This is a genomic window from Candidatus Uabimicrobium amorphum, assembly GCF_009002475.1.
Classification (GTDB): Bacteria; Planctomycetota; Uabimicrobiia; order Uabimicrobiales; family Uabimicrobiaceae; genus Uabimicrobium; species Uabimicrobium amorphum.
In genome coordinates this window covers 5,936,508-5,961,660 of the sequence record NZ_AP019860.1, presented here as the reverse complement: position 1 = coordinate 5,961,660, position 25,153 = coordinate 5,936,508, and the positions used below count along the sequence as shown (strand labels likewise).

The 25,153-nt window shown below is 38.5% G+C and carries 21 protein-coding genes and 1 tRNA gene; 12 read left to right on the top strand and 10 right to left on the bottom strand.

Annotated features, from left to right (window positions below; genetic code table 11):
* Window positions 1–657 precede the first annotated feature (657 nt).
* The 3 genes from UABAM_RS21650 to UABAM_RS21640 all read left to right on the top strand — a co-directional run bounded on the left by UABAM_RS21650 (window position 658) and on the right by UABAM_RS21640 (window position 2,264).
* The gene (locus tag UABAM_RS21650; protein ID WP_151970079.1) at window positions 658–1,371 is read left to right on the top strand and encodes a hypothetical protein; all 714 of its coding nucleotides are present in this window, start codon (window positions 658–660) and stop codon (window positions 1,369–1,371) included.
* A 12-nt stretch (window positions 1,372–1,383) separates the two neighbouring features.
* A tRNA-Pro gene (locus UABAM_RS21645) sits at window positions 1,384–1,493 on the top strand.
* Between the two features lie 21 nt (window positions 1,494–1,514).
* Window positions 1,515–2,264 carry a class I SAM-dependent methyltransferase gene (locus tag UABAM_RS21640; RefSeq protein WP_151970078.1) on the top strand — a complete coding sequence of 250 codons (750 nt, stop codon included), beginning with the start codon at window positions 1,515–1,517 and terminating at the stop codon, window positions 2,262–2,264.
* A gap of 42 nt (window positions 2,265–2,306) precedes the next feature.
* Here the strand turns inward: UABAM_RS21640 and UABAM_RS21635 are convergent, their stop codons facing one another.
* Window positions 2,307–3,185, bottom strand: coding sequence for a TIGR04222 domain-containing membrane protein (locus UABAM_RS21635; RefSeq protein ID WP_151970077.1), 879 nt, complete (start codon window positions 3,183–3,185; stop codon window positions 2,307–2,309).
* A 163-nt stretch (window positions 3,186–3,348) separates the two neighbouring features.
* Between UABAM_RS21635 and UABAM_RS21630 the strand changes: the two genes are divergently transcribed.
* A complete protein-coding gene (locus UABAM_RS21630; RefSeq protein ID WP_151970076.1) occupies window positions 3,349–4,566 on the top strand; it encodes a serpin family protein in 1,218 nt (405 codons plus the stop codon).
* A 55-nt stretch (window positions 4,567–4,621) separates the two neighbouring features.
* On the opposite strand, the gene UABAM_RS21625 is transcribed toward UABAM_RS21630, so the two are convergent.
* Window positions 4,622–5,314 (bottom strand): STAS domain-containing protein, encoded by a 693-nt coding sequence (locus UABAM_RS21625; RefSeq protein ID WP_151970075.1) that lies wholly within the window; start codon window positions 5,312–5,314, stop codon window positions 4,622–4,624.
* A gap of 62 nt (window positions 5,315–5,376) precedes the next feature.
* Window positions 5,377–6,384, bottom strand: a complete 1,008-nt coding sequence (locus UABAM_RS21620) for a hypothetical protein (protein WP_151970074.1) — start codon at window positions 6,382–6,384, stop codon at window positions 5,377–5,379.
* A 255-nt stretch (window positions 6,385–6,639) separates the two neighbouring features.
* Here UABAM_RS21620 and UABAM_RS21615 point away from each other — a divergent pair, with 255 nt between their 5' ends.
* The 5 genes from UABAM_RS21615 to UABAM_RS21595 all read left to right on the top strand — a co-directional run bounded on the left by UABAM_RS21615 (window position 6,640) and on the right by UABAM_RS21595 (window position 12,032).
* The gene (locus UABAM_RS21615; RefSeq protein ID WP_151970073.1) at window positions 6,640–8,907 is read left to right on the top strand and encodes a serine/threonine-protein kinase; all 2,268 of its coding nucleotides are present in this window, start codon (window positions 6,640–6,642) and stop codon (window positions 8,905–8,907) included.
* Window positions 8,908–8,934: 27 nt separating this feature from the next.
* Window positions 8,935–9,543: a phosphatase PAP2 family protein gene (locus UABAM_RS21610; protein WP_151970072.1), complete on the top strand. Its 609-nt coding sequence runs from the start codon at window positions 8,935–8,937 to the stop codon at window positions 9,541–9,543.
* A gap of 31 nt (window positions 9,544–9,574) precedes the next feature.
* Window positions 9,575–9,943, top strand: coding sequence for a hypothetical protein (locus UABAM_RS21605; RefSeq protein WP_151970071.1), 369 nt, complete (start codon window positions 9,575–9,577; stop codon window positions 9,941–9,943).
* Between the two features lie 27 nt (window positions 9,944–9,970).
* The gene (locus UABAM_RS21600; protein ID WP_151970070.1) at window positions 9,971–10,309 is read left to right on the top strand and encodes a hypothetical protein; all 339 of its coding nucleotides are present in this window, start codon (window positions 9,971–9,973) and stop codon (window positions 10,307–10,309) included.
* Between the two features lie 61 nt (window positions 10,310–10,370).
* Window positions 10,371–12,032 (top strand): leucine-rich repeat domain-containing protein, encoded by a 1,662-nt coding sequence (locus UABAM_RS21595; protein ID WP_173013478.1) that lies wholly within the window; start codon window positions 10,371–10,373, stop codon window positions 12,030–12,032.
* A 219-nt stretch (window positions 12,033–12,251) separates the two neighbouring features.
* On the opposite strand, the gene UABAM_RS21590 is transcribed toward UABAM_RS21595, so the two are convergent.
* Genes UABAM_RS21590 through UABAM_RS21580 form a run of 3 tightly spaced genes read right to left on the bottom strand, consistent with a single transcriptional unit; the run spans window position 12,252 to window position 15,008 of the window.
* The gene (locus UABAM_RS21590) at window positions 12,252–12,713 is read right to left on the bottom strand and encodes an Hcp family type VI secretion system effector (protein WP_151970068.1); all 462 of its coding nucleotides are present in this window, start codon (window positions 12,711–12,713) and stop codon (window positions 12,252–12,254) included.
* 43 nt (window positions 12,714–12,756) lie between these two features.
* Window positions 12,757–14,238, bottom strand: a complete 1,482-nt coding sequence (locus UABAM_RS21585; protein WP_151970067.1) for an ATP-binding protein — start codon at window positions 14,236–14,238, stop codon at window positions 12,757–12,759.
* A 29-nt stretch (window positions 14,239–14,267) separates the two neighbouring features.
* Complete coding sequence (locus UABAM_RS21580) at window positions 14,268–15,008, bottom strand: hypothetical protein (protein WP_151970066.1); 741 nt, start codon at window positions 15,006–15,008, stop codon at window positions 14,268–14,270.
* A gap of 743 nt (window positions 15,009–15,751) precedes the next feature.
* Between UABAM_RS21580 and UABAM_RS21575 the strand changes: the two genes are divergently transcribed.
* A complete protein-coding gene (locus UABAM_RS21575; RefSeq protein ID WP_151970065.1) occupies window positions 15,752–17,518 on the top strand; it encodes a redoxin domain-containing protein in 1,767 nt (588 codons plus the stop codon).
* 38 nt (window positions 17,519–17,556) lie between these two features.
* Here UABAM_RS21575 and UABAM_RS21570 read toward each other — a convergent pair whose 3' ends face one another.
* On the bottom strand, window positions 17,557–17,964 hold the full coding sequence (locus UABAM_RS21570) for a hypothetical protein (RefSeq protein WP_151970064.1): 408 nt from the start codon (window positions 17,962–17,964) through the stop codon (window positions 17,557–17,559).
* A 116-nt stretch (window positions 17,965–18,080) separates the two neighbouring features.
* Here UABAM_RS21570 and UABAM_RS21565 point away from each other — a divergent pair, with 116 nt between their 5' ends.
* Both UABAM_RS21565 and UABAM_RS21560 read left to right on the top strand, forming a co-directional pair.
* Entirely contained in the window at window positions 18,081–18,521 is a 441-nt protein-coding gene (locus tag UABAM_RS21565; protein WP_151970063.1) for a GNAT family N-acetyltransferase, read from the top strand.
* Between the two features lie 193 nt (window positions 18,522–18,714).
* Window positions 18,715–19,239 carry a hypothetical protein gene (locus UABAM_RS21560; protein WP_151970062.1) on the top strand — a complete coding sequence of 175 codons (525 nt, stop codon included), beginning with the start codon at window positions 18,715–18,717 and terminating at the stop codon, window positions 19,237–19,239.
* 68 nt (window positions 19,240–19,307) lie between these two features.
* On the opposite strand, the gene UABAM_RS21555 is transcribed toward UABAM_RS21560, so the two are convergent.
* From UABAM_RS21555 to UABAM_RS21545, 3 genes are read right to left on the bottom strand one after another with little or no spacing between them, the layout of a single operon-like run.
* The gene (locus UABAM_RS21555; protein WP_151970061.1) at window positions 19,308–20,957 is read right to left on the bottom strand and encodes a leucine-rich repeat domain-containing protein; all 1,650 of its coding nucleotides are present in this window, start codon (window positions 20,955–20,957) and stop codon (window positions 19,308–19,310) included.
* Window positions 20,958–20,980: 23 nt separating this feature from the next.
* Entirely contained in the window at window positions 20,981–23,896 is a 2,916-nt protein-coding gene (locus tag UABAM_RS21550; RefSeq protein WP_151970060.1) for a hypothetical protein, read from the bottom strand.
* Window positions 23,897–23,913: 17 nt separating this feature from the next.
* Window positions 23,914–25,131 carry a glycosyltransferase gene (locus UABAM_RS21545; RefSeq protein ID WP_151970059.1) on the bottom strand — a complete coding sequence of 406 codons (1,218 nt, stop codon included), beginning with the start codon at window positions 25,129–25,131 and terminating at the stop codon, window positions 23,914–23,916.
* Window positions 25,132–25,153 lie beyond the last annotated feature (22 nt).

Genomic DNA, 25,153 nt, shown 5'->3' with positions numbered 1-25,153 from the left:
AGATGTATTTGGCTCCCCTGTGAGGGAGCAATCAGTGCGTAGCACTGATGTGGGGCATCGCACACCGAAATCAAAATGTTACGAAAAGTAAAATAAAATAAACCGTTCCTAGAAAACCTCAAAAATCTAAAAAAGAGAAGAAGAGGACAGTCTCCGAACAGTGCTGAGACTGATTACTGCTGGAGAATTTCACTCCAGAGACATTATTTTTATGGAAGTAATCCGATAGAGTACATAAAGTATTCGCAAATGTTATTTAAAGCCTACTCAATCAACAATCGAATTGAGTGGGCTATATTGGTTTCACACACGAAACGAAAAAATAAGATAAATCTTACAAAAAAATCAGGGGCATTCCTGATGGTAAAATCTCGAATTTTTAATATATTTAAATAAATATATTCTTTTCAGAACATAAGCAGACTATCTATCGACAACACCTACCTTGATGTAAAACCCACAAATAAACCTTTTTGTTTTTAGACACTTATGCTTTTATTGAATAGACTTGTGTTTTGTAGAAACAACATAAAAGAAATTATATTTGTAATTGATAATATAAATTAAATAAATTATATTTATTATATATACAAAATAAGGGATTACTCTAAATCTACTACACTAGAATAGGAGTTATAATTTCTAAGGGAATGAAAAATGCAATTGCAAAACGAAACCATCACCAAAGTCCACAATAACACCACATATAAAAACTGTACCTTCGATATTGACTATGAAATGGAAATCTTACACAACATCCATTTTGACAATTGTCGCTTCACGAATAATACGTTTATCGCTGAAGAGGTCAGCAGTTGTGTGTTTACAAATTGCCGCTTTGAGAAATTTCATATAAAAAGAATAACATCTACCAAATTTGAAAACACCAAGATAGACACATTGGTCATCTACATGATGCACTCAGAAGAGTTCGTAAAGGTTCACTTCAATCGCAACGACAACTCCGTTTTACTGAAAATACGCGGTTGTTATGAAAGCGAACACAATAGACAAAACTTATCAAAAGCCCTTGGCTTTATCCAAAAACAAAAGTCTATTTTATGCGATATGCAATTTTTGAAGCGTATTAGCGTTTCTTGTTTCTGGGACTTACAGCAGTTCATCACAAATAGACAAAACTGTGACATTCGTTTTTACAACGTTCCACCATTTGCGGAAAATCTTTTTACCGCTTGTCGTCTGTCGCATAAAATTGATCATGCGTTAAACAATGCCTCCAAGAAGAGTCACCGCAAAAGTACTCCTACGGAGTTGAACTCGAAAACAAAAAATGCAGCTCAATTTACCTACGCTCATCGCAATTATTGTGTGCGTGCCACGATGTCACCACTACAAAAAAAGCTTTCATAACGCAAAATACATGGAGAGGTGGCTGAGTGGTTTAAAGCAGTACACCTATAGTGCGAGCTATAGGGCTACCGAAGTCCCCCTCGGGAGGGAAACCGCGGGTTCGAATCCCGTCCTCTCCGCCATAAACAATAAAGAGAAAAACTATGGACGACAATTTACCATTAATTTGCGAATATTACTCCCATCTAGAACGACAAGGACCAGGTAGTCCAGAAGTCACCATAAAAGCATTGAGCTTTATCGACAACCTCAACGAAAAATCACGTATTGCGGACGTTGGTTGTGGTTCAGGTGGGCAGACAATGGTATTAGCGAATAATACGCGGGGCAATATCACCGGGATTGATCTTTTCCCTATTTTTATTGACTTATTCAACGATAATGTAGAAAAAAGGCAACTGCAAAATAGAGTACAAGGTATTGTCGGTTCGATGGAAAATCTTCCTTTTGCGGAGGAGGAACTTGATTTAATTTGGTCCGAAGGAGCTATCTACAATATGGGTTTTGAATGCGGACTGAATGAATGGCGCAAATTTTTAAAAATAGGTGGCTATGTGGCCGTCTCCGAAGCATCGTGGTTTACCGAAGAACGACCGACTGAAGTTGAAGAATTCTGGAAAGATGCCTATCCGGAGATGGACACAATCCCTCACAAAGTGGCACAAATGCAAAAAGCAGGTTATATCCCCGTTGCAACCTTCATCTTACCTGAAAACTGCTGGACAGAACATTTCTATGAGCCACAAGTAAGTGTCGAAAAAAGTTTTCTTGAAAAGTATGCCGGCGACAAAGCCGCAGAGGAGTTTATAAAAAGCCAACGCCATGAAACGCAATTGTATTACAAATACAAAGAATATTATGGCTATGCTTTTTACATTGGCAAAAAGCTTTAGGTAATTCTAGAAACAATTTGAAAAACAATGATTCATCCAGTATTATCCACCTCCCACCTCTACGTCCCCCTCTATACGTTCACCATTTTGGGAAGTATTGCGTTTAACCTGCGAAGTGCGAGGATGCTGTGAATCCATTTTGCGAACAGGCCGAGTGAACAGATTTTTATGATGATGATCAATCTCTTGCAAGTATTTCATACCAAACACCGCCAAAACCCTCGAAAGTTCTTCAGCGTTTTCCGGTGAACTTTTCTTTTGTTGGGCAAACAGAGTTTGTAATTCCTTAAAATGCTTCTCTCCAAGAGCCGTCAATCGTTTCTTCTTAAAATACTTCTCGATTTTCACCACAATAAACAACACCCCAAGACCAACCATCGTGAGAACAAGAAACTCCGTTTTTCTTAACCCCACATGGGTGAACTTATAAATAACAGGTAAAACAACACATACTTTGATCGAAAAGAAAGTGGAAAATATCTTGCCATAATACCCCTGCCCAAAAACCAAACGCTCGCGTTCAAATTTTTGTTTATAAGTTTCAATATCGCTCTTTATATCAAACGCCACACGATGTAAAATTTCAAAAAAAGTCTTTTCTTCGACAGGCTGCTCAAAAAATTGATATACCTTTTTTTGCAATTTGGGCTTATCTTCGGGTAGCTCAAGGTGAGTCTTTTGTACTTGGCAACGGTCCCCCTCATCATCAAAGGAAACATACCCCTCATTTAAAAGCTCAAAAACAACGAGATTTGCCACCTCGTACTCATGGCCTCGAAAAAAGGCAATCTCATAAGGATGTAACTCATGCAAAATGACAGGGGCAAAATATTTACTGTTGTCTTGTTTCTTGGCAAAACAAAAACCGACAAAAACAAAACAACAAACGATTAAAATGTATAAAAGAAAAAAATACGGCATTTATATCTCCTTGCGCGCAGACAAAAGTGTTATTTTTCTGAAAGCGCCCTCACAGCCTGCGATGATAAAAAACTACATCATTTTGTTATCGTTCATAATTTACTATAATAACATTTACGATAAAAAACCAATTGTATCCACTATTTAATAGACGAGGTCAACGATGAAGATTGTAATTTATGCGTTATGTGCATTATGTATTTCGTGTTCCAGTAGTTTACCCGTGGCCAAATTCTCGCCAAAAGAAAAATCAAATGCCCCACTAGAACAAATTTCTCCGCTAGTCACAGGTAACAACGCATTTGCATGGAACCTTTACGAGCAGCTAGGACAGAAGCCTGGTAATCTATTTTTTTCCCCTTACAGTATCTCAACCGCTTTGGGAATGGCATATGTCGGAGCCAGAGAAAACACCGCAACACAAATGAAAAACACACTACAATTTCCCACGAATGATCCGCATGTGTTGTTTTCAGGGTTAGTTGATCGTGTGCAAAACGCAACAACAGACTACAAATTATACGTAGCCAATGCGCTCTGGGGACAAAAAGGATATGAGTTCTTACCTGCTTTTTTAGAAACCACCGGCAAAAACTATGGGGCAGGATTGTACGAAGTTGATTTTTCCAGCAACACAGAAACTGCACGTCAAACCATCAACGCCTGGGTTGAAAAGAATACCGCCGACAAGATACAAGAGCTATTCAAAGAAGGTGCGATCAAAAATACTACCCGCTTGGCATTGACCAACACAATTTACTTCAAAGCCGACTGGCTAAATCAGTTTGAAAGTATGGACACCTCTGAGCGACAATTCCAAATGAATAGCGAAAGCACCGTAAAAGTACCGATGATGCAACAGAATACTCGTATACCTCATTACAAACAACAAGATTTTCAAGCAGTGGCTTTGGCATATAAAGGCAAGCAATTGGAAATGTTGATTTTCTTACCCGCAGCAATAGATGGTCTAGCACAACTGGAAAAAAACCTAGACGCAAAAAAAATTGCAGAAGTGCGCGAAAAGATGACACAAAAGAGCACTCTATTGATGATGCCAAAATTTAAATCGAGTTCGAGTTTTGAATTGGCTGAAGTATTAAAAGCATTGGGTATGAAAGAGGCCTTTAGCAACTCCGCTGATTTTTCAGGTATAACGAAGACAGAAAAACTGATGATTGATAAAGTAGTTCATAAAGCCGTGGTAAATGTTGATGAGGAAGGAACAGAAGCCGCAGCGGCGACTGGTATTACCATGAGACCAACAAGTGCCATCATGAACGATGTGCAATTTATCGCCGATCATCCATTTTTGTTCACCATTTCGCATGTAGAAACAGGTAGTATTTTATTCATGGGACGTGTCGTAAATCCCAAATAGCAGAAATGACTTTCTCGCGAGAAAAAGCGAGAAAGTTATATGCGGTGTGATCTTTTTAAAACGAATATTTTGTACCATCTTCAAAAGCTTTTATTGCACTGGGCAAATCGGGAAAAACAGGAAGAATAGTTGCTAAACCTAACATTTCAAACAAAGCGATCATTTTTTCCGGTACATGAGTCAAAACAATAGCCCCTTTTTGTTCCAGATAGCCGTCTGCTATTTTAACAAGAATTCCCATACCTGTACTAGAACCATACACGGCAGATTCAAAATCCACAACAAGTTTTTTGTTACCTTTTTCTAAAGATCCAAGAGTCATACGCTCCAACTCTCTTACGTTACAACCGCTTATCATTCCGCAAACTTTCACGTGCATGATGTCTTTGTGGGGAATTCTACAAATTTTATATGTATTTTTCAGTAGTAACAAATCAATATTTGTACTCCACAGACTGCCATTGGCTCCTTCGTCTAACTCAAGGTAATCGATATGTCCGCCGCTAAAATTGCACACTTGTAATTTATGTATTTTGACGTTACGCAAACTACAATTGTTCAGAAAACATTCTTTCATCAAACCCACTTCGATATCTTCGCGAAAACTACAGTTATCAAAAACACAGTTACTTATCGTGCTCTGTTTTTTTACGTAAATACAACATCCGCGATACTCCGAATTTTTTTCAATTGTTTCGGTAATGGATTTTTGGGTATAAATATTTTCTATATAATGGCCGCTAGACATAACGATTTCACCAAAGTATTGAATGTATTGTGAAGGTAAACCATATACATTTCTTCGTATTGTTACTCAACAATGCTAATGATGGTACATTGCCAATTATCGTCTATTTTTTGATAAACGGTTTTTACGGAAACGTACATTTTTCCATCGATAGGAAGCATCATATTGAGCACTCGTTGCGCATTACTATACGCTTGTTCCTCTGATCGTCCGACGCCATGGATCGTCAATTCGCGCTCGGTGATTTCTAGAGGTGTTACGTAGACGGTACAATGCCATGTCTCTCCCAGCCTTACGCGTGTGTCACCATAAACAGCGACATCATTTCCCCACAATTTTTTCGCCAAAGAAATGGCCTTTTCATACGCTTTTTGTACTTGGAGATCTGTGCCTGTAAACCAATCAATTCCTGACGCTGGAGATAGAGAAATACGTTTATTTCGCAGTATGCGTTCGACCCAAATGCGGCAGATGACGAATGCTCCTCCGCCCCGATAACTCTCTTTGACAATCTTAATATTTTTACCTAAAAGAAGAATGGCGCGTCGAAACGCATTTGCACGTGCTTCTTGTTTGCTCCTACCCACATCGCGAAACGACCACCCACGGTCTTCTTTCATTTTATTAGAACCGTCAGTGTCAGCACCTTGCTCTATTTCTATTTGTGAGAAATTTTTTGTACGTTCTACCGACAGACGACAAACAACAAAAAGATTTCCTTGATAACGTTCATCTACCACCTTAAAATTATCACCAAAGAATCGTTTGCATCGTATCACCGCATTTTCGCGTGCTTGTTCCTTTGTTTTAGCAAAGCCCGTAAAAACCACTACTGCGTATTGCTCGCTAGCAAAACGCAAGGTTAAATTGGATTGCCAATTTTTTGTTAGAGGTGGAGAAACATTTGTCTTTTTGACAATAATGTAGTTCTGAGCAAATAAATTTGCTTTGTGTAAGGCATCTTGTTCTGCCGCAATAAGGTTGTCACCGCTACCTGAAATAACTATTTCCTCTGCCTGAACGGTATAGGTGAGAATGAATATTATGCTACATATTAGAATCTTAAACATTTTTGACCTCCTGTGGTAAAAAGACCGCTAAATTGCGCATATGTCTATTGTAACACGATTGTGTTATTCCGGCAATCTTGTTACTTTGATTTTAGATTTATCTAGGATGCTCTCTCTTCATAAAATCTATCTAGCCTAGATAAAATTTGCAAATAGAGAACTTTCTCCCTTCATCAGGAATGTAATTACAAAAAATAATAAAGAGAATATTCTTATTTTACAAAGTACTTCTCTTTACTGTGGAAAGTCAAATGAATGAATGCACAATCGGCAAAGCAATTTAATAGATATCAAATATTAGAAGAGCTAGGGCGTGGTGGAATGGGAGCCGTCTACAAAGCTTATGACACAAAGCTAAAAACGATCATTGCCCTTAAGGTCATTACTCATGACTCACAAGAATATCTACAACGCTTTTTCTTAGAAGTGGCAACCATCGCCAAGCTGAATCACCCCAATATTGTGCGTTTCTACGAATACGGCAGTTCACCACGTCCCTTCTTTACAATGGAATACATAGAAGGCGTTACTCTTTCTTATTTGGTTGGCAATAAAAATATTCTCCCACAGGACTTAGTTGACTTGCTCATACCAATTTGTGAAGCGTTGCACTACGCGCATTCACAAAGTGTCATCCATCGCGATATCAAACCATCGAATATTATCATCACCAAAGACAAACTGCCCAAAATCATGGATTTTGGTTTGGCAAAACAGTCCAACCAAACGCAACGATTGTCAAAATCAGGACAAATGTTGGGCACTGTTTACTATATGGCTCCTGAACAAGTAGAAGGCAAGACAACTTTTGCCAGTGACATATATTCACTAGGTGCTTCGATGTATGAAGCTCTCACCTATAGAACCGTATACCAGGGAGAGTCGGAAATCAATATCATTGTACAAATTATCAAAAACACGCCTATTCCTCTTAGGCATCTCAATCCCGATATTTCGCCCTACCTCGAAGCCATATGCCTAAAATGCTTAAAACGCAATTTTCACAAAAGATACAAAGACTTTGAACAACTTGCACGAGAACTAAAAAATTTTAAAGCGCATCGCCCGCTCATCGCTCGCAAATACAATTCCTGGGATGTGATGGCCCACTTCATTCACAAACACAAAGTTATATGCAGTAGCATTGCCTTAGTCTTCCTAATATTGTTCTGTTCTCTTTTGGTAACAATCAATGCATTGAACTATGCGCACCAAGAACGTAAAAAAGCGCAACAAGCAGCACAACGAACGCAACAGGAAAAGGACAAAACCAAAGCGGCTCTCAATAAAGTGATGGCCGTTCTCAGTTATGCGGTGCGCAACTACGCGCAGTTGCAAAACGATGAAAAGTTCGCCAGTCTATTTTCTAAAATTTTTGAAGATGTCGAAAGCTACGGAGAAAATGAAGATTGGAGTTTTATAAAAGGATACGTAACTGCGCAAAGTGGTGACAAACAAAAAAGCATTGCATATTACACACAAAAAATCGAAAAAACCCCTAACGATTCAGGGGCATATAACAATCGTGGAACTCTTTATCAACAATTGCAAAAGTACGATCTCGCAGAATGGGATTACAGCAAAGCTATTCTTTTTAGCCCCACAGACATAAACGCGTATAACAACCGAGCTATTCTCTACCATCAACGACAAAAATACGCCCTGGCAATCGCTGACTATAGCAAAATCATTGCCCTCGCCCCGCAAATTCCTAAAGCGTACAATAATCGCGGACTTATCTACGAAAAACTGGGAAAATACGATCTTGCACGGACGGACTACACCAAAGCCATCGCCGTTGCACCTAACTATCTAGAAGCATATAACAATCGCGGGAATCTTTACAAAAATCAAAAAAAATATACTCTGGCCATGGCGGATTATCATAAAACAATTCTCCTCGCTCCACAAAATGCGGATGTTTATAACAACCGTGGACTTATCTACGAAAAACTAAAAAAATACAAACGTGCTATACGCGACTACAACAAAGCAATCGCCCTAGACCCTAAGCACAAATACGCTTACAGTCATCGCGCCAAACTTTATAACAAGCTAAACCAACCTACTCTTGCGCAAAGCGATTACAACCAAGCAATTCTACTCAATCCAAAAAATCCAAATGCCTACAATAACCGTGCTCTTTTTTACGAAAAGCAAAGGAGGTATAAGCATGCCATTGCCGACTACAACAAAGCGATTTTCCTCAATCCCAATGCGCAACATATTTATTACAACCGCGCCAGTCTTTACTACCAACAAAAAGAATATACTCTCGCCATGCAAGATTATAGTAAAGCGATTATTCTTAACCCAAAAGATTCGAATTCTTATCACAACCGCGGTATTCTCTACTACCAACAAAACAAATATACTCTCGCCATAAAAGATTTCCATAAAGCCATTTCGATAGAACCAAATAAATGGCGTTCTCATCGTGGTCTATACCTGTGCTACACAGCGATCAATAACACACAAAAAGCACAATACCATTTACAAATATCACGCAATTTACGCAAGTAGGATCTTTACATAGAAAGACATAAATTGATGAAAAAAAAATTACGCGAACGCCTCGAAAAAAAGAGCTTCGTTGCCCTTATAGGCATCACAGTCATGCTTTTTTTTCAAATAGTATATTTCCTCATTCAATACTATGTAGAGCCGGCATATGATTTACAAACTTCTTTAGACAAAAAGATTCCTTTTCTTCCGTGGACAGTGATCATTTACCTCGCGATATACCCCTTTATTTTGGCCGTGGTTTTACTCATAGATGTCAAAGATTTCATGCGCGTTATCGCCATCTATTTATTGACATGTGCCACAGGGTGGCTGTTTTTTATTTTCTTTCCCGCCGCCATCACAAGGCCATCACTCACAACAATTGACAATAAGATCTGGTATTTTGTATATTCGTGGATTCACCACCTTGACGCCACCACCAATACCTTCCCTAGTTTACACGTGGCAGCATCGTGGGTAACGGCTCTAATTTTATGGCGCAGAAAGACATTGTTTTTTGCTGCATCTTGCGTCGCGACTCTTATTAGCTTGTCCACTCTTACCACAAAGCAACATTTTATTTACGATGTTATCGGAGGGTTTGTTTTGGCAGTGATTTGTTGGTACGTTATTGTAAGAAAAGAAATCAAGTAACCAAATATTGATGAGAAAACAGGAGGCAAAAATGAACAAAACAAAATGGGGGCTCACATTCATCCATGTAACAATTGCCGTGGGATTTTCCATCGCGATGGCACGACACATTGCCGATCATTCATGGGATCTTCATGCACGTAATCACGCATTTCAAGCGACCATATGGCTAATCACCATACATACATTGGGTGTTATCATCACCTGGAACGCTTATCCTCAAAAGTGGGCATGGTACACATTACTCATAACAGCGCTACTCTTTTTTGGTGGATACTTCGCTGCTCTTTTTGTAATCCCCCAAAGCGGTGCGCCAGGGATCAACGACGACATACTCATCGCGACTTTCGCAGTCATATACCTGGCGATTTTAGCGGTCGATCGCAAAAAAATATTGTAGACTATAAAACTTAGGGAGAGTAATTTTATGGGAAAGCGAGCGTATACAAGATATTGTATACTCTTAATATGTCTAATTTTTAGTGGATGTTGTCATACTGTAGGCTTATTAACCGGGTATCAAACAGGCAATAATTGTGAGCCACTCACAACAAAATTGTCGCAAAAAATAAGTAAAGAAGAGTTACACGTCGAAGAATATGACTTCACCTACACAAATCAACAAGGACAACAGCAAACGGAAAAAAGAAAAAATGCATACCGTGAATCGCGCCCGTACACCTATTTTTTGCGTTCTCTTTATTTCTTTACTGTACCAATCGATGTGATGATCGACATAGTGTTTTTTGGACATCTTTCGCAATGATGTCAGTGAATTTCCGCTAAAATTCTACATAAAAAATACTACGATGACTTGGAGGGAAACCATGACAAAACAAACTATTTACAAACAAAGCTTAAAAAGAATATCTAACAATACTAATTATGAAGGGTGTACTTTCTATTTAGATTCTTCCAAGTTAATCCATATGGAAAATTGCACATTTCGCAATTGTAGTTTTCGTAATCCTTGCACCTTATACATCGGTACTCTAATGGGAGATGAGTGTCTCTTTGTTGATTGCACATTCTCTCAATTAGAAAAAGTATTCACAACCCCTGAAAACCTCGCAGTATGTGCCAAAGATATTGGCTCTTACATCACCAAAATGCAACTCAATATAATAAAAGAACTACCAGGGAAAGAAATCCTATTATGCGAAAATCTATATCATCTGACATTATCTGGAGGATATAATCGATTGTCTGAAGAAATAGGAAAGCTAAAAAAATTAACGCATCTTGAATTAAATCTACAGTTTGCGGCTTTACCACTAGAAGTGTTCGAACTGTCTTCCTTAGAGTCATTAAAGCTATATGATAGTGAAACGGGTTTTCTACCACAAGAAATTACAAAGTTAAAAAATCTACGGCATTTAAACCTTGACGATAGCCATTTTGAGTCCTTTCCTTTGGCTGTTCTTGACTTGAAAAACTTAGAGAGTTTAAGCTTGCAGCGTAATGCACTAACTAGTCTTCCAAAAGAAATAGACAAACTCTGTCATCTTACCCATCTTAATCTAGAGAGTAATCAGTTGACGAGTATCCCACAAGAAATCGGAAAACTACCTCTCGTTTCTCTAAATTTAAGAAACAATAAACTTAGTCGTCTTCCACAAGAAATGGATCAGCTAGAGCAGCTACAGGAATTGAATGTCAAAGTCAATAAAATCGAGGAATTTCCAACACAAATTTGCCATTTACCATCTCTAGAAACACTATTCTTTGAACGGAATAAACTACAAAGTTTGCCACCGGCGATACAAAATCTAAAGAGTTTACGAGTCTTATCCGTAGTACACAACCCAATCACCGAAATTTGTAGTGAAATAGGTGAACTATCTTCATTGAACTATTTAGATTTAAGAAAAACGTTAATTCAGACCCTCCCGAAAAGTTTTGCAAAACTCCATTCATTAACAACGCTACTTTTAAGCTCCAAAAATTTAACGTCTTTCCCTAGGGAATTAACTAAATTATCGTCACTAGAAATATTATTTTTAGGAAAAGCCATTCCCCAATTCCCTGTAGAAATTGTAGAAATAAAAAATTGGGCCAACTTAAAAGTTCTTAGTTTATCCGAAATACCTATCCAGAAAATTCCACAACAAATAAGTAGTTGCTCGTCACTAAAAACTTTAGCAATCTGTTATTGTGAGCAACTCCAAATAGAATCTCTTTCTGACATACCATCTTTAACTTCTCTAATTTTGAGTTCATGCAATATCAAAGAAATTCCTCACAATCTTCTCCATCTGCGCAAATTGAAGAAGCTAGATCTTTCTAGCAACAATATCACAACCATTCCACACGAAATCTCAAAACTCACGGAACTCAATTACCTAAACATTAGATACAACAACATACAAACCTTACCTGACAAAATCACTCTTTTGCAAAATTTACAAAGTTTTTATTATACAGGCAACCCCATGGAGGAAGTTTCATCGCAAGTGAAAGAATTTCTCGCTCAATTTGATTCGGACTAGGGCGTGTCATCAATTAACCTTCATTCACTATTGAGCCCTTGTAAATACTAGTGTCGTTGCTCCTCATTTAAATAAACTGGTTATGATGCGTTCGGAGCGCCTAGCTAGAATTTACAATGACTTTAATATTAAACAAACTTTAATTGATGACACGCCCTAATACCGTGGAACATTCTATAAATAGGTAACAACAATCTTGGGCGGGGAAATATTCACTTACTATTCTTTACTTGAGTAACTACGGCTCACAAATGTTTCCTCTTCCGTATGAAACTCTTTTGGTAAATGATATATCCATTCAATTTCCTCAAACTCAAAAGTAATGTTTTCGGTGAGTCTCCTTTCTCCACCGGAACCTCCTGTCGAACAAGAAGTGACTCTTGCGTTTTTCATTTTGTAAGATAAAAAGTTTCCCTTATCGCCATCTCCCTTGTTTACTTCGAGTATCACCTCTGGGTAAATGGTGTTTTGCGAGCACGAAAAAGCCATAATGGGGCTCGTGCGATCATACCACTTTGTGATGCTAATATCTTGTTTGTTGTAGTACTCTTCTTTTGTTTCTTTGTCGAAGTTTCGCGAACATCCCCAACTCCAAGCAAGAACTTCGACCCAGTCCTCATAACCTTCGTCTTTTGCTTCGCCTTTTATTCCTTCTACTTTTAAAAACATGTTTACAGGCATCGATATCCTTTCTGTGTATTATTTGTATGCAAAATCATGATCGTTATTTTTTGGGCAGTTGATTCATCCATTCGAAAAAAGAAAACAGAGAATTGTAAGCGGTTTGGTTGTTATTTGCGTTACCTGCGGCTTGTTCTTGTTTTTGTTTGTTGTGCTTGACCACTTTAATGGCTTTCAAGAAATATTCATTTACGGACAATGTTTCGTTGTCATGGGCTTTGTCATAAGCGTAGAAATTTTTTACATCGTCGGTGATTCTTCTCAAATCCGCCCCGGAAAACCCTTCGCTATTTCGACCTAACAATTTCAGGTCAACATCATGGAAAAAATCTCCATGTTGTTGTATACAGTGCTCTAGTATTTCGCGACGCGTTTTTTCATCTGGTAACTCAAGCTCTAGCCATAGCTCTACGCGTCCACTTCTCACTAGCGCAGGAGGAATATTGCTTACATCCATTGCTGTCATAATAATACAGACAGTACCTGATCGAGCGCCTTCTATACCGTCCAGTTCGGTTAACAAATAGCGGTACAAATTACCGTATGACCAGCAGGTATCTGCTTCGTCAATAAAAACAATACTCGGGGCGTTTTTTTTCGCTGCTTCAAAAACTTTGCACACTTGAAGATAGAACTCTCTGTCATTGCTGGCAAATCGACCATCTACGGAAAAAAATTTGCTCTTCAAACGATGCGCAAGTACACGACCTATACTCGTTTTACCTGTGCCAGGAGGTCCATACAACAACACCCCCTTTTTGTGTTTTAGATTTAATTCTGCGGCCAAGGGACTTTCTAAAGGCAAAATAACATGTGTTTCGAGAGTTTGTAAAACGTCATCTAATCCTTTGATTTCCTCCAGGTGAACTTTTTCCACATTTTCGATAAACACATTATTGACATTGTGGTGTTCTAAGAGGTAATCAATCACGTCATCGTTATGAACGTCCTCTTGTGAGTGAAACGCCTGCCCAGCCATTTTCATTTGATAAACATTTAGTCTCGGAACAAATTGATAGACTTTACTCATATCTAACGTGTGTTTTTTGAAAAAAACTTCACCAAAAAACTGGTAATCCTCTACTTGAAAATCTTCAAGCTCGATATACATGCAACGTTTATGTACCAGTGAGGTAGCGATACCTGTATGAGAAAAAATGATTTTTTTACTCATGGACATCGCTTTAGAACAAATAAGTTGCAGAATCAGCTCCCAAAATTCGTTCGATTGTCGATCGTACAAAGACAAAAGGTCATCAATCAGTACAATATTGCTTTCTTCAAAGGCGATTGTGCAAAGTTCGTCAAGTATTTGTGGCAATGATAAATGATTTTTTTCTTTTTGTAAACATAAGAGATCAGGTGTTCCGATGAAAGTACCGCTTATTTTTTTTTGTAATACTTGTAGCAAAGTTGTTTTTCCCAAGCCCGATTGCCCACGCAAAACCACAATGTTGCCAATATCCATGGCTTTTTCGAGATTTTGAAAACACTTCGCTTGGGTAGGAGAAAGTTTCAAGTCCATAATACGCTCATTTTCTTTGATAAATTTGGCTATTTTTGTAATGGAGAAGTCGTGGCGCGAAAACAGTAACTGCGACTTGTATAGGTAAAACGTCGTAAGTTATTCATCCTATCTGAAGACCATCCCTGCGTGGGTTGGATAGAGCTAAAGTCCTGTGCTTTGCGGTAACGTGGTGCACACATGGCCTCTTCAAAACTACCATACAGTTTTTCCGAAAAATCCGCTACCGCAAATAAATTCATCATAAATGACTGCGCTTTATAAAAGCGAATATCACCATTTTCTTCGCGGATACTTTCCATAAACGATTGCAAACGATAAAAGCAACGCACTGCGAGATATTGCAAATGTTCCATGTTGCACATCACTTGAGTACTCTCTCGGGGGATTAAATTCAAAGCTTGAGAAAAAACATTGGTTTCTTTGCCCAAAAATCCATGCGGTTCTAATAGAATATAGTTGCCTTGATAGTTAAAATACATCTTAACAAACGCCGCAGAATCTACCTCAACGGTGATCTCGTTGATATACCCCTCATCAAAACTAACACGCTTGGAAGCTTTTATTTTTAGCTCGTTCATGTTGCAATGAATAAAAGTACAATTGTATATCTCATCCACAACCAACTTTTCCCCGCGAAAACTACAATGATAAAACTGACTATTGTGCAAAATAGGTACTGGGTGATCGATATAAAAAGTACAGCCGTGGTATATAGTATTACTCTCAATTTCGGTTAGTGATTTTCGAATGACGTTTTGTACGCGCATAGCAGTTCCTCCTAAAAGAGTTAAAGAAGTTCCTTTGTGTGTACTATTTGTCAAAATACAGTGTTTGGTTATATAAAAAATATTTTATGGAAAATATTTTTCCACAAGTTCCTTGTATTCAGGGTTCTTGGCGGATTTCACCAACTTCTTTTCCTAAGGACAACTGTATAATCACTTCAATTATCGTTTCTCGTATATTTGCATTTTCCATACGACATCCTCCCCAACTATTTATATAGTGACTATTTAGACAAATATTATTTCGAATAAGGCTTTCCATATGTCTATTTGCACAAAAAAGCCGAAGAGGTTATATGGAAAATAAAATCTCAAATTTTTTCTTTCGCGCTCTTGGTCCAGCAAAATCCATTACAAAACGCTCTGTCTCGTGACGTGTTAAAGCATAAATAGTATGCTTTCTTTTAGCTTTTGAACCGATTTCGACCATGCGCGAAAAGTTTCGCGCATGGTTTGGCAAGTATTCCTCTTTGTTTTTTTATAAACTTATCGTCGTGGGCATCAATAATACTGAGTTGTGACATTTTTTCACCAACACCAAATCTCCAAACAATATTTTAATTTACTTAAAAAAATAATCTTGCTAAAATTTACAAAAATTATTATTTTTTTAGAGACTATCACCTAGAGATTTTGAACATCTTTTCTGCTTACCAACAAAGAAACTCATTGAAGTTGATTTTCTTATCCAAATTATTCCACAAATATTTTCTCACGAGGTCACGATGAAAAAACTGTTTTTTATAAACGTAGTTGTTCTTGTAGGGATTTTTCTCTATCTAGATATGCGATATAACACGACACAAGGATCACAGCAGGAGCTTACAACAGTTGAGGACTTTGCCCTGCTAGATCATGAAGGCAAACACCATGAATTGTACAAGTATAAACATTTTCCGGCAGTTGTATTGTTTTCTCATGGTGTTGGTTGCCCCATCGTACGTCATAGTTTGTTATCGTTGCAAGATTTACAAAAAAAATATCCCCAAGTGGCGTTTTTAATGCTCAACGCAAACCCTCAGGACAATCGCGAGGATATTCGTCAGGAAATGCAAAAATTTCAATCAACGATACCGGTATTGAAAGACCCTACGCAGTTGATCGCACAAGAGTTGAAAATTACAAGAACCGGTGAAGCTTTAGTCATTGATCCGCAAACATGGGAGATTGTTTATCGTGGACCCATTTCCGACCGTTTGGGATATGAAACGCAGAAAGTCGGCAAAGTACAAAACTTTGTAAATACGGCTTTACACGCACTGCTCAACAAACAAAAAATCGATATTGTCCCTACAGAGGTAAAAGGTTGTGCGATCAATATGCAGGACAATTTGTCTATAAAAAGTCAGAAAATTTCCTATACAAAAGACATTGTTCCTATTTTGAAAAACAAGTGCCTGGAATGCCACCAAAACAATGGCATCGGCCCGTGGGCGATGACAAGTTATAAAAAAATAAAAGGGTGGTCAGAAATGATCAAAGAGGTGGTTCTTACCAAGAGAATGCCGCCGTGGACAGCCGATGCTCATTACGGTAAATTTTCCAACGATACATCTCTTAGTGTACAAGAAATGCGTACGTTAGTTCACTGGATTAACTCAGGTTCTCCTGTGGATGGAAACGAAGACCCCCTTGTGAAGCTTCATTCTAAAGTGGCCAAGCAAGATTGGCGTGAGGGAGAACCCGACGTACTCTTAAAATTAAAACCACAGAAAGTTCCCTCCACAGGTGTTATGGACTATATTCGTTATAAAGAACAGGTTCCTTTTGAAGAAGATACTTGGATTCGAGGCGTTGATATTCGGCCTGGGGAGCGCGAAGTCATGCACCACATGATTATTTATATATACCCGCCAAAAGATCCAAATATGGACGAGAAAAAGCAAAAAAAACACAAAATTTATCTATGTGGCTATGCTCCTGGAAGTGGTGCCGATATGTTTCCCGAAAATACCGGCGTTTTAGTCAAAAAGGGCAGCAAGTTTGAATTTGAGTTGCACTATACAACGAGCGGACGTAGTGTTGTTGATCACTCGCAAATCGCTTTTTACTTACACAAAGAAAAGCCACAACGTGAATTTAAAGTTGGTGCTGCATACGATGTAAAGATTCGTATCCCCGCCAATGATCCCAATCATGAAGTAGTTGCGTCTCATACATTTAAACGCGATGTTACACTGTACGGTTTATCTCCCCACATGCACTATCGTGGAAAAAGCATGACTTTTACAGCAATCTATCCCGACAAATCGCAAGAGATTCTTCTCGCTGTTCCGAACTACCGATTTGATTGGCAAACAGGCTATACATTGAGTCAACCAAAAACAATTCCCAAGGGAACAAAACTTGTTTGTAGTGGAGCATTTGATAACTCAAAATACAACGAATACAATCCTGATCCGGAAAAAGAAGTACGATGGGGCGAACAAAGTTGGGAAGAGATGTATATTGGATTTTTCTTGTACTCTCCCAATGAAGTTAGCCATCGTTGATATCATCAAATTTTTATGAGTTGTTCACAGTGTTTCTCTTAAAAGTTACTCACAATACTTTGCCAACTATCCACGGGAAAAATGAGCAAAAGAGGCTTTATTAAGAGAGGCGCTGTGGCTACTAGCCATAAAATATGTAAAGCAATCGCAATAGGTGATGGAAAAAAATGTTTGCGCTGAAACACTTTTGCGATTGCTGTTTCCACAACAGTTGCCAAGTAGTGCAACATAAAAAAAGCGGTCATGTATCCAAACATACGAGTATGAATGCACACAAAGACTAAATACTCGTGAAGTATAGCACTGACAAAAAAGACAACACCAGCGGCCAAGATGGGTTTTTGATATTTTTCAACACGTAGAAATCCCAAACTTCCAGTATGAATATCAAAAAAAAACAGATTGAAATGCCAACCATCTTTGACTCCTGTATTGCAAGAATTCATTTTCATAAACACTTTGTTTGTTGGTGCTAAGTGCTGTAAAACAAAAGAGTCACAACTTCTAAAAAATTTAGAGTAACATATAGACTACTACTGATTAGAATCAAATTATAGAGAGAATGATGGAGCATATCAAAATATTAAAAATAGAGACCGAAAGTGAACTTACTTATAGCAAGGTAAACATTTCTCATTTTATACATCATCAATTAGGAAAATATCACGACTCTCTATCGGCAATCAAAAAAGCGATCAATTATGCATTACATCGGCAAGACGGTAGCTTTTTATACCTTGCAACACTATCATCAAAATTAGTTGGTGTTTTAGTGAACTATTGTTTCGAAAACCAAAATGAGATTATCTATCTAGCTGTTATCAAAGAGCATAGAAAACAGGGCATTGGACGAATGTTGTTACAACAAATTCTAAAGAGTCGCTACGTCCATCTCCATGTCCACATTGACAATCCTGCAAAAAAATTCTACCAAAAAATGGGATTTGTGGAACACAGTGAAAGATTTTTCTATTCATATATGGTCTTTCACAATATGCAATAATCTTTATCAAAATACTCCTTTCCATTTTTATAAAACGTTAAAGTGTTCATTTAAGAAAATATTACCAAAATTCTATAATTTAATTTTTTTAACAAAAATAACTTTTTATTTTTTGCTGAGATTTTTATAATAGGTGTTGGAAATTTTACGTTTGGGAATATGCTAGTACATTCGGTTTGTAGAAGGGACGGCAATGAATTTTTTTGATAATCACAATGTAACTCTTATCGACAAACTCATTGTCTTTGCATACCGCAACAAAGGAATGACTCCTGAAGAAGTTATTCGTGCCGTTGGTTGCGAAGGGCACATTCATTACTACAACGGTTATTGGACGCAATATGGTGAAGAAATTATCGTCACCCGCACCGAGTATCAACGTGTTCTTCAACAGTACAACATCAAAGAAGAGAGACTGCGAAGCAACGTTCGTTCTTTATCTGCAACAAACCGCATATCCTCGAAACTTTTTGTATTAGAAAGAGAAGTGCAAGCAGTAATTGCCTGTATCAATAGAGATTTTTCTATGCAGTTGACATTTAACGCAAAAAACGGTCGTGAAGTAGTTCGCATCAGCCGTAAGGGTACCCATACTTGGATTCACCTCAATGAAAAGGAAAATGATTGGCTCGAAGACATCACCGAATTATCGGGCTGGCAAAAAAACGGTACCTACTGGACAAAAACTGTGCAAAATTTTATCTATAGCGCGGTATAGGACCTTCACCATTGCGATAACAAATTTATATAGCGATCCCACCATGCAACATCATCCCATTGCATTTGTCATTGAAAAAGATGAGAAAGTCGTTCTGTCCATTTTGGTAAATCTTCGATGTTTGTATTTTGTAAATGCAAATGCGTCAAAGAAGAGAGGTGTTCTATTTCTTGTGGCAACTCTTCTAATTTCGTATCTTGTACATCTAGCTGACAAAGAGAAGAAAGTTCCCCTATTTCTTTTGGTAACTTTTTTATTTGTGTTCCCTGTAAATCAAGGTGGGTTAGAGAAACAAGCTCTCCTATTGCTTTTGGCAAATGTCTTATTTCTGTTTTTCCCAGAAATAAGTGCGTCAAAGAAGAAAATTGTTTTATCTTTGCCGGTAGCTTACTTATTTTTGTGCCCTCTAAGTCCAAACAAGCAAGATTTAATGATGCTAAATCTATGGGAAATTCTGTTATTCCTGTTTCCTTTAGGTATAGATGCGTAAGGAGAGAAAGTTCATTGATCTCTTGTGGCAAATTACTTATTTTTGTATTCTCTAAATATAGGTGTGTCACAGAGGAAAGTGCCGCGACTACTTTTGGTAGTTCTGTTATTTCAGTACCACTTAAATCGAGATGAGCAAGCGCCGACAGCCTCTCCATTTCTTTCGGTAGATCACCTATTTTTGTTCTGCCTACATATAAGTACATTAACGAAAGAAGTTGCCCTATTTCTTTTGGCAAATGGCGTATATTTGCTCCGCGCAAATATAAATGCGTCAGAGAAGAAAGCTGTCCTATTTCTTTTGGCAGTTCTGTTATCGTAGTATTCCCCAAATCGAGATGAGTAAGAGCAGCAAGTTGTCCTATTTCTTTTGGCAGTTTGCTTATTCGAGAACCTCGCAAATCCAGAATAGCCAAAGAAGAAAGTTGCCCTATTTCTTTTGGTAACTCGGTGATTTTTGAAAAACTCAAATTGAGATGAGTGAGAGAAGAAAGTTGTCCTATTTCCTTTGGCAACTTTTCGATGTCCGTACTACTTAAATCTAGATGCGTTAGTGAAGAAAGTTGTTCTATTTCTTTTGGAAACTCTGTTATTCCCGTTCCTTGTAAGTTGAGACAAGTCAGTGAAGAAAGTAGTCCTATTTCTTTTGGCAACTCTGTGATTTGTGTAAATTGCAAAGAGAGATGTTTTAGGGAAGAAAGTAGCCCTATTTCTTTTGGCAGTTTATTTATTTTTTTCTTTAAATATACATAATTACATTGAGAAAATTTTTCAATCTCTTGCGGTAAGTCTGTTATGGGTGTTTCATCTAAATATAAATAAGCAAAAGAAGCTAAGATAGTAAACTCTTTAATAGATATCTCCGTTGCCTCTGTTACATAGTCAAAAAATAGATGTGTAAGAGAAGAAAGCAGACCAATTTCTTTGGGCAATGCAGTTATTTTCGTACGACTCAAATTCAAATGTGTAAGACAAGAAAGCTGTTCCATTGTTAGAGGTAACACTACTGCGTTTGAGTCACTTAAATCCACACAGAAAATATTCGAAAAATTACAGTTGTCAAAACGACAATTCTCTATTTTTCTAAAAACAGCATTTGTACGAAAACTACAATTGTAAAAGGCACAATTCTCTATTTCATAACGAATGTCTTCCTCAAGAAAAAAAGTGCAACCAAAGTACGATGTTTGATTTTCAATTGTCTTGAGAGATTTCGATTTTACTTGCATTCGTATCTCATTTCTCTTGTACTTTACATAAAATTTTGCGTAAGCTTTCGTTGTAACTTATATCTTCGGCGAAAGTAGATTTCCTCTTTTAGCATTACCGACTTCTCCTGTGTGGAGCAATGATAATTCTTGAGTTGTTTCCTGAGTTGCGCTGTGACCCACTTTTCCCATTCCAACAGAAATTTCGCGCTCATATAGTCATTGCGATTTTTACACTCATAAAAAATATCTTCTATGTGCCAGTAACGCGGATCGATAAACTTTTGCACGCAACACAACAGTTGTATGAAACGCTGCAATTGTAGACGGCATTCTTCGATGTGTTTTTCTATGTCTTGTAAACAGTAAATCTCACGCTGTAGACGATGCAAAATTTTACGCTCGTAGTCTTGCATTTCCAAACGATAGAATGGCTCTTCATTTATGAGGCTTAATATATCGCTATAGCTGGAGAGTAGATCGATATACATCACCTCGATATCTTTGCGTGAATATTTCATAAAAAACACCAAGATAATAAAATCCTTACACGGCGTTGCGAGTTCTAGGGGATTGGGAATAAAACTTAGGAGGAAATCTTTGGCGGTTTTTTGCGCCGTTGCCGCAGCTTGCTTAGGTGTCAGAAGCGCTAGATCTCTTTTCATCTCGTCGAGGTGCCCACGCAGTTCAATGACAAGTTTTAAGGCAAACGTTTGAGCTTCGCTATCTATTTGTTGTGGTTTGTGCTCGCGTAGGCAAAATTCAGGAAAGGTCAGAAGACGCGAGAGTTGATAACGCATCACATCCAAGTCTTTTTGCAGTTCGCTAATTTGTTGTTGTGGATTGTTTCTTTGCAAACGACGTTGAATGCTTTTTGTCATTTTCCACGTGCGATAAATATTGGTGATATAGCCCGCGACAAATTCCGTCACATTGTCCGCAAAATTAATCACTGTCAGCACACGTAAACCAATCGTGACCTGTATCGACTTCAACAGCAACTGCGACTGTGCCAAGATTCTTTCGATCGGACCTGGTTGCCCCGCTTCTTCGCTGAGCATCCCCTCAAACGTAGGAATAGTAACTTGGCCAATGTTTTTTTGATATTTTTTGGCGAGCCGCTGCCCAATTTGTTTTTTTACTTTGCGATACAGTTGTTGTCGTTTTTTACTGCGCTTTTTACCGCGTTTTTTCGCCGCAACGCTTCTACTTCTTCTCGCACGGGTGGTTGTTTCCATTTCGGAATCAGGCATTTTCCCTCCCCGAGGAGGAACAATCGTTGACATAACGGCGTCTTCACCATCTATCCAAAAATCCGCTTCTCTTGGCATCTGATCAACGACAGGTTCTTCAGGCTCTATAGTCGTAGACCGCTGGAATGAATCTGCCATTTCTTTTTCTTTGAACGATACATCGTCCTGCTTTGTTTCAGTTTTATCAGCAATAACGGATTCCTGTGGATCAATGACAATGGATTCGAACGGCGTATCTTCAACCTCTTTTTCCTCATCCATTCGCAATTCTCCGGTACCCAATTCGTCGGAGACATCTGGAAGATCAACTGTTATAGCCGTCCCGTCTTCTTCCAGTATAGAGGAAAGGTCCAATGCAATGTTTTTGCCTTTATTTGCCGTAGGTGTCACAATTGGTACAAACTCATCGTCTTCTTCCTCCACAAGTTCTTCATCTAAAGGCATAACAATAGTTTGGTCGGCTTGTTTTTGCTGACGATATTTATCCACATCTTCCTGTACAAGGCGAAGCTCACCGTCGACAATTTGAGTTTCAATTTCACCTTTTGCGACTATTTCCTCCAAGGTTTCTGCTTCTATTTGCAGTTCATCTAGACTTTGGTCTAAGGAGTATGTTTCTTTTTTTGGCATTGGGGCGTCTAAACCCATGGGTAGACTTAAACTAATCGCTTCTTCATCTTCAACAACGACATCACCACTACTTCCGGGCATCACAATAGTCTTGTCATCCATGAGGGTGCTGATCCAACGATCTATTTCTTCACAGGAGAATATTATTTCGCCATCCTGAGTGTACGCTTGAATGTCACCATCTGTGATAAAACGTTCTAAATCTTCGTTTTCTATTTGTAGGCGTTTTAGTGCCTCATCCCAACTGTAGAATTTTTTTTGCGCAGAATCTCTATCAGTAAACTCATAAGGAAGAATAACAATAGAGGGATATTCTTCAGGCTCTTTATCTTTATGTGTTTCTCCAACAATAAATACGATGTCATCATCGTCATCGTCATCTTCCTCTACAATTTTCACTTGTTGCGGTGTTAGAAACGAAGAAAAAGCCGTTTGCGGAATGTGTATTTCATTGTCGATCACGTGTACCGCGATTTCTCCGTTAGCAATAGAGGTATACACGCTGTCTTCGAGTTCACACTTTTGCATAATTTCGCAAAGAGCCATCGTGGAAATACCTGAATTTTTGCAGTGGAACAGCTCAGATACTTGAGAGTACACAAAAACGATGTAATTATCACGAAAGTCGACACCAAGCTTTCCACGATAGATATATTTCAATAGAATACTTTTGGTAACATCAAAAGAAGCAAGAACACTTTGCAATGTCGATGCACAAAACAAACTTTGGTCAAAATCGCTGTGTACTTCTGTTTCGTGGAATAGGGAATCCATTTCATGTAATGAACACAAATACTCTTCCCAATCCACTTGTCGCGAGTAGTCGGAATTCAGTAGAGTTCGGCTCGCCATTTGGCTCAATTTTTTCACGTGTGATAAGCAAATATCATTGCTACTGGTTAATTTGTGCAAATAGTACGCGGCCATTTTATTGTTGTTTTGCGCTTCTTGCCACAGGTGAGAAGTGATGTTATTCCACTCGTGATCATCGGCATAAAAAGCCTTCCACTGCAAGATCGCGAATAAAAATTCACTGTCAGCGTGCTGCTGTAAAAGTGGTTGAATGATATTTGGCATTTTGTCAACCCAAGCTTTTAAGAGTTTGTCACGGCAAAGCGCAAAATGATATCGGCCGCATTTTTCGCTCCGTCATTATTTTGATAGGTTGTTTGTAAAGTTTTACACTTGGCGGCAAATTCATTTCCCGAAGCCAAAAGTTTTTGAAGCGTTGCCAAACAAACCTCATCGTTCCACTGCTCTCGTGCAATGTTAAATCCCACACCCGCCTTCTCCACTAGTTGCGCCTGGACCGGCTGATCACTAGACAGTGGTACAACAATAGGCGGTACACCAAAGTAAATACTCTCCATTACCGAACTTGCTCCTCCGTGGGTAATAAAGACGTGCGCTTTTTTTAGTATCTCTAATTGTGGCGCGTAGGAAACGACGATGTGCCTTCCAAAATCTTTCGCGGAAGCCGCAAGATGTTCCGACGCTAAAATAAGTTGTGCATCTAAGGCATCTGCCGCCTTAAAAATAGGATCGATCACGTCTGCCAAAGGCATTTTCGATAGCACACAACCAAAAGCGGCATAGATAATATTTTTGTCTGTTGCCACATCTTCCCAAGGAAAATCGACATCATCTCCTCTTCCGCCTTGCGGCACCGCGGAACCAACTAAAAACGAATTCTCTGGCAATGCCGCCTTGTCGACAAACTCTTCGGTGGCAAAAATGATATTGGCATACGGAGAGACATACTCAAACAAGCGAAAGTTCGGTTTGACGCCATAAGACTCAAACATGGCACGTCGTGGTTCGATGATGGGCTGTAGGTTTCCCAAGTACGACTCCTCAAAGTCTTTTCCCATAATTTTAGGACCAACGCAAATAGAGACAAAAGGAAGCTGTAACTTTGTACAAGCAATTGCCGCAGAATACAGAACATTATCTTGCAGTACGACATTCGGAGCCAAATCTTTGATCAATTCCATCAAACCATCTAACTGATGGGGAACAGGATCTAATAGAAAAGATTTATACGCCTGGTAATTGTTTTCTTTGTCCATCGCTAAGCGCGCCAATTCTTTGTTTTCTTTGATAATCCCCTCTTTCAACGGTGGAGGTACAACAACTTGTGCCCCGAGAGACTCCACTTGTTCACGGTCTGCTTGGGATAGGGCTTTTGGCAATGACAACCAAAAAACATCATGCCCCATCGAGATGAGTTTTTGAGTTGTGGTGATAAAGGGATGGATATGCCCTTTAGAATTGCCATCGCTAACCTGTAAGGTAATGACTAAAATTTTCATTTAGGGAGTCCTCTCGTAAAGT

What these genes read in the sequence shown, in the direction of transcription:
- UABAM_RS21575 (WP_151970065.1), top strand. Translation starts at nt 15,752, where the DNA reads ATGAAAAAACTGTTTTTTATAAACGTAGTTGTTCTTGTAGGGATTTTT.
- UABAM_RS21650 (WP_151970079.1), top strand. Translation starts at nt 658, where the DNA reads ATGCAATTGCAAAACGAAACCATCACCAAAGTCCACAATAACACCACA.
- UABAM_RS21595 (WP_173013478.1), top strand. Translation starts at nt 10,371, where the DNA reads ATGACAAAACAAACTATTTACAAACAAAGCTTAAAAAGAATATCTAAC.
- UABAM_RS21620 (WP_151970074.1), bottom strand. Translation starts at nt 6,384, where the DNA reads ATGTTTAAGATTCTAATATGTAGCATAATATTCATTCTCACCTATACC.
- UABAM_RS21550 (WP_151970060.1), bottom strand. Translation starts at nt 23,896, where the DNA reads ATGCCAAATATCATTCAACCACTTTTACAGCAGCACGCTGACAGTGAA.
- UABAM_RS21580 (WP_151970066.1), bottom strand. Translation starts at nt 15,008, where the DNA reads ATGCGCGTACAAAACGTCATTCGAAAATCACTAACCGAAATTGAGAGT.
- UABAM_RS21545 (WP_151970059.1), bottom strand. Translation starts at nt 25,131, where the DNA reads ATGAAAATTTTAGTCATTACCTTACAGGTTAGCGATGGCAATTCTAAA.
- UABAM_RS21585 (WP_151970067.1), bottom strand. Translation starts at nt 14,238, where the DNA reads ATGGACTTGAAACTTTCTCCTACCCAAGCGAAGTGTTTTCAAAATCTC.
- UABAM_RS21635 (WP_151970077.1), bottom strand. Translation starts at nt 3,185, where the DNA reads ATGCCGTATTTTTTTCTTTTATACATTTTAATCGTTTGTTGTTTTGTT.
- UABAM_RS21565 (WP_151970063.1), top strand. Translation starts at nt 18,081, where the DNA reads ATGATGGAGCATATCAAAATATTAAAAATAGAGACCGAAAGTGAACTT.
- UABAM_RS21560 (WP_151970062.1), top strand. Translation starts at nt 18,715, where the DNA reads ATGAATTTTTTTGATAATCACAATGTAACTCTTATCGACAAACTCATT.
- UABAM_RS21600 (WP_151970070.1), top strand. Translation starts at nt 9,971, where the DNA reads ATGGGAAAGCGAGCGTATACAAGATATTGTATACTCTTAATATGTCTA.
- UABAM_RS21590 (WP_151970068.1), bottom strand. Translation starts at nt 12,713, where the DNA reads ATGCCTGTAAACATGTTTTTAAAAGTAGAAGGAATAAAAGGCGAAGCA.
- UABAM_RS21640 (WP_151970078.1), top strand. Translation starts at nt 1,515, where the DNA reads ATGGACGACAATTTACCATTAATTTGCGAATATTACTCCCATCTAGAA.
- UABAM_RS21605 (WP_151970071.1), top strand. Translation starts at nt 9,575, where the DNA reads ATGAACAAAACAAAATGGGGGCTCACATTCATCCATGTAACAATTGCC.
- UABAM_RS21625 (WP_151970075.1), bottom strand. Translation starts at nt 5,314, where the DNA reads ATGTCTAGCGGCCATTATATAGAAAATATTTATACCCAAAAATCCATT.
- UABAM_RS21555 (WP_151970061.1), bottom strand. Translation starts at nt 20,957, where the DNA reads ATGCAAGTAAAATCGAAATCTCTCAAGACAATTGAAAATCAAACATCG.
- UABAM_RS21630 (WP_151970076.1), top strand. Translation starts at nt 3,349, where the DNA reads ATGAAGATTGTAATTTATGCGTTATGTGCATTATGTATTTCGTGTTCC.
- UABAM_RS21570 (WP_151970064.1), bottom strand. Translation starts at nt 17,964, where the DNA reads ATGAATTCTTGCAATACAGGAGTCAAAGATGGTTGGCATTTCAATCTG.
- UABAM_RS21615 (WP_151970073.1), top strand. Translation starts at nt 6,640, where the DNA reads ATGAATGCACAATCGGCAAAGCAATTTAATAGATATCAAATATTAGAA.
- UABAM_RS21610 (WP_151970072.1), top strand. Translation starts at nt 8,935, where the DNA reads ATGAAAAAAAAATTACGCGAACGCCTCGAAAAAAAGAGCTTCGTTGCC.